Annotated in this window: 2 protein-coding genes; both read left to right on the plus strand. The window is 45.3% G+C overall.

All coding sequences use genetic code 11. The features are described 5' to 3' along the window. The first annotated feature begins 315 nt into the window (after positions 1 to 315). Positions 316 to 522 (plus strand): hypothetical protein, encoded by a 207-nt coding sequence (locus tag NTX75_09725; GenBank protein ID MCX5816501.1) that lies wholly within the window; start codon positions 316 to 318, stop codon positions 520 to 522. Between the two features lie 517 nt (positions 523 to 1039). Next, positions 1040 to 3946 carry a PAS domain S-box protein gene (locus NTX75_09730; protein MCX5816502.1) on the plus strand — a complete coding sequence of 969 codons (2907 nt, stop codon included), beginning with the start codon at positions 1040 to 1042 and terminating at the stop codon, positions 3944 to 3946. Positions 3947 to 4192 lie beyond the last annotated feature (246 nt).

Genomic DNA, 4192 nt, shown 5'->3' on the forward strand with positions numbered 1-4192 from the left:
CTTTATTGCCAAACCATTGTCACTCAACAGGCTTCTCCAGAAGGTCCGTGAGGTGCTGGACAGGTAGGTATCATATACATAAATCCATCGGAACCCTGTATCGGTACAATATTCACCAGCAATACCCCTATGAATGTCTCTCTCAAGCGTTAATCTACTAAATACTTTTCAAGATTCATTGTTTCATTTGTTTGTTTGTGGAACGCACAATTTATTCATGAAATGTATTCCGGTCTTAAATGATTGACGCAAGGGGTCGAGGGTTCAAGTGAAAACAAATCCGTAAAGAAGCTGTTCTATGTTCGACGTTGAACCTTGAACATTGAACAGTCTTTATCGCCTTTCACCATTCGCCTTTCGCCCTCTTTTCTGATATGGGGTTATGATGTGGAAGGGGTGATGAGCGTGCTTGTGAGCTACATGAGGAGACCTGACTCGGTATCTGAGGAAATTGCAGCAACATTTGCTGCAATTATTGAAATCTTTGGAAAGTCAATACGGACGCTACTTCAGACGATTTAGCTTTTAAAAACCCCTGATGAGATTCAGGTGGCTATCAGGCAAGAAAAAGCCCCCTCAGGCGTGAACAGGTGAGAAGAACCGAACCGGCGAGACGGCGTATCGGCGGAACGGCGATGAAGGCAGTGAATAGTGAATAGGTTTTAACTGACTACTATTCACTAACGACTAACGACTGATTTTAGACTACTATTCACTGAATCACTGCCGAAATCCGCAATCGATATATTCCATAATCGCTCGCTTCCCGAAACAAACGCAGACAGCATTTTAACTTTCATAGCAGCTTTCAAGCGGTAACGAATGACATGAAATAGGGAATTTTCCTTAACTTCATCAGGATGTTGTGCGATAATGATAATGAAGCGTGGCGCTACCGGCTTTGCATCTAATTGGCAGAGGTGACTATGTTTCACATGGATTTACATCTGACGCCTCTGCATCTCTACGATAGTATGCTTACTATCTTGATATGTCCCGGCACTATTTGTCACCAGGTGATGGGTATGGAGAAGCAATTATGAAATACAGGTATCGTTTTCTCTTCCTCTTTTTCCTGGTGTGTCTCTGTGGATATCTGTTTTTTGCCTTCTATGAAGAAGCAAAAAAGACTGCCATACAGGAACTGAATGCCCGCCAGATGCTTCATGCACAACATGCAGCCAACGATATTGAGGAATTTTTTGCTCGTTGGATAGACAGGCTGACATATCTTTCGGAAGATGAGGCAATTATCACCCTCAACGATGCGGGCAAAAAAGAGATGGCCATTTTCTTATATGCCCATAAGGATCGGATAAAAGGCGTCACCCGTGTCGATGTACGGGGTAGGATCACCTATACGGTACCCTATGTAAAAAAATCCATAGGTGCGGATATCTCTTACCAAAAACATATCCGGGAGATCATGCGCACCCATAAACCGGTTGTGAGTGATGTGTTTTCCGCTGTTCAGGGTTTTGATTCGGTTGCCCTTCACGTGCCGGTCTTCCGGGGGAACAGGTATGATGGTTCTATCGCTATCCTCATAAATTTCCAAGCCCTGGCAAAGAGATACCTCGAAGACATAAGGATTGGCAAAACAGGTTACGCCTGGGTGATAAGCAGGGAAGGCATTGAACTCTACTGCCCCGTTCCTGGCCATATGGGGAAATCTGTTTTTGAAAATTGTAAGGATTTTCCCACTATCATTACCATGACCAGGGAGATGCTCAAGGGGAACCAGGGTGTCACGACGTATCTTTTTGACATGATTATGGGGCAGTCAGTGCAGACGGTGAAAAAACATGCCGTCTATATGCCCATCAGAATGGGGAATACTTTCTGGTCCATTGTTGTCGCCTCATCTGAAGATGAAGTCCTGGCATCACTGAAGGATTTCAGAAACAGACTTCTTATTATTATCGGGATGCTTATCCTGAGTGGTACCATCTTTTCCTACTACGGCATGAAAGCTTGGGGCATTGTTCAGGAAGAAAAAGGGCGGAGAATTGTGGAAGGAGAACTCCGTGAATCGGAAAGACGGCTTGCAGACATTATCAATTTCCTTCCCGATGCAACCCTCGCAATAGACCGAGAAGGCAGGATTATCACATGGAATAAGGCGATTGAAGAAATGACCGGTTTTCCTGCTGAGACGATGCTCGGCAAGGGTGACTATGAATATGCCATTCCCTTTTATGGGACGCGGCGGCCTATCCTGATTAATTTTGTTACTACCTGGGATCAGAATATTGAAAAACAATATGCCTTTATCAAAAAGGAAGGCGATACACTCTTCACGGAAACGAATGTGCCATGTGTGCGCGGACTGAACAGAATCCTCTGGGCAAAGGCCGGCCCTCTTTACGACACCCATGGGAATGTTGTTGGGGCGATTGAATCCATCCGTGATATCACCGAGCGTAAGCAGGCCGAAGAAGCACTCTTCAATGAGAAGGAAAAACTGCTCATCCTTTCGGAAAATGCCCCTTTCGGGATGGCTTTAATCGATAAAAATGGACAATTCCTCTATATCAACCCAAAATACAGGGACATCTTCGGCTACGACCTCAATGACATACCCGACGGGAAAACATGGTTCAAAAAGGCATATCCTGATGCAGCCTACCGACGCGGTGTCATATCAACATGGTTGGATGATCTGAACAGTGCCAGTTCCGGAGAGCAGCGGCCAAGGGTCTTTGATGTAACATGCAAAGGCGGGTCAACGAAGGTAATCAGTTTTATCCCTGTGCTCCTGGGGAACGGCGATAATATGATGGTGTGCGAGGATATTACCGAGCGGAAAAGACTGGAAACACAGCTTATGAACGCCCAGAAGATGGAAGCGATCGGCACCCTTTCGGGAGGTATTGCCCATGATTTTAACAACATTCTTATGGGCATTCAGGGGTATGCATCGCTTATGATGCTGGACATCAACGCAGAGCATCCGCACTATGAGCGGCTAAAGCGTATCGAAGAGCAGGTAAAAAGCGCAGCAGACCTGACCAGGCAACTGCTTGGTTTTGCAAGGGGCGGAAAATATGTGGTCAAACCGGTTAATATGAATGAACTGATTGAAAAGACCTCCACTATGTTCGGCAGAACCAAAAAGGAGGTTGCCATCCATCGCAAATACGAAAAGGACATATGGGTTGTGGAGGCGGACCAGGGCCAAATCGAACAGGTACTCCTCAACCTCTACCTCAATGCCTGGCAGGCTATGCCCGCAGGAGGAGACCTTTCCCTGGAAACAAAGAATATTATCGTTGGCGAGGATTATGTAAAACCTTATTCAATGATGCCAGGAAGGTATGTGCGTATATACGTCAGCGATGCCGGTGTAGGCATGGACGAGAAGACGAAAGAGAAAATCTTCGAACCCTTCTTCACCACAAAAGAGCTTGGCAGGGGTACCGGATTGGGTCTTGCAATGGTTTACGGCATTATAAAAAACCATAACGGTTTCATCGACGTCATTAGTGAACTCGGCAAGGGAACTACATTTGTACTCTGCTTCCCTGCATCAGAGAAGGATGTTGTGAAAGAAAAACCTGCGGCTCCGGAAATTATGAGAGGCACGGAGACAATCCTTCTCGTCGATGATGAGCCCGATGTCCTTGCCGTAAGCAAAGCGATTCTTGAGTCCCTCGGGTACAGCGTATACGGAGTTAAAAACGGAGAGGAAACAATCACGCTCTATAAAGAAAAAAAAGACGGAATTGACCTTATTATCCTCGATATGATCATGCCGGGGCTCTCGGGGGGCGAAACCTTTGACCGTATCAGGGAACTGAACCCTTCGGCAAGGATAATCCTCAGCAGCGGCTACAGTTTAAACGATCAGGCACAGCAGATTATGAATAAAGGGTGCCACGGGTTTATCCAGAAACCCTTCGATATTATCCAACTTTCCCGAAAAATTTGTGAAGTGCTGATCTGATCTCTTCCTTCCTCTGTCTCGTAGAAAATGGTTCTTTCTTAAATGAAGTGCTTGAACTGCTCTATGGTACCGATTTTCGTCAGGCAGGTCAGCGTTTTGTATCCCCCCTACTATTTTAAAGAAAATCGGTTTTTCATTAATAAATATTTAGTGTAATCATCCCATAGACACGGATTAGTGAGTGTCACTTTGTTTATTTGAGCGCCGTATTTCCTGAATTCCTTCTTTTTTGTATTTTTAAAATAG

This window comes from Pseudomonadota bacterium, assembly GCA_026388315.1.
Classification (GTDB): domain Bacteria; phylum Desulfobacterota; class Syntrophorhabdia; order Syntrophorhabdales; family Syntrophorhabdaceae; genus MWEV01.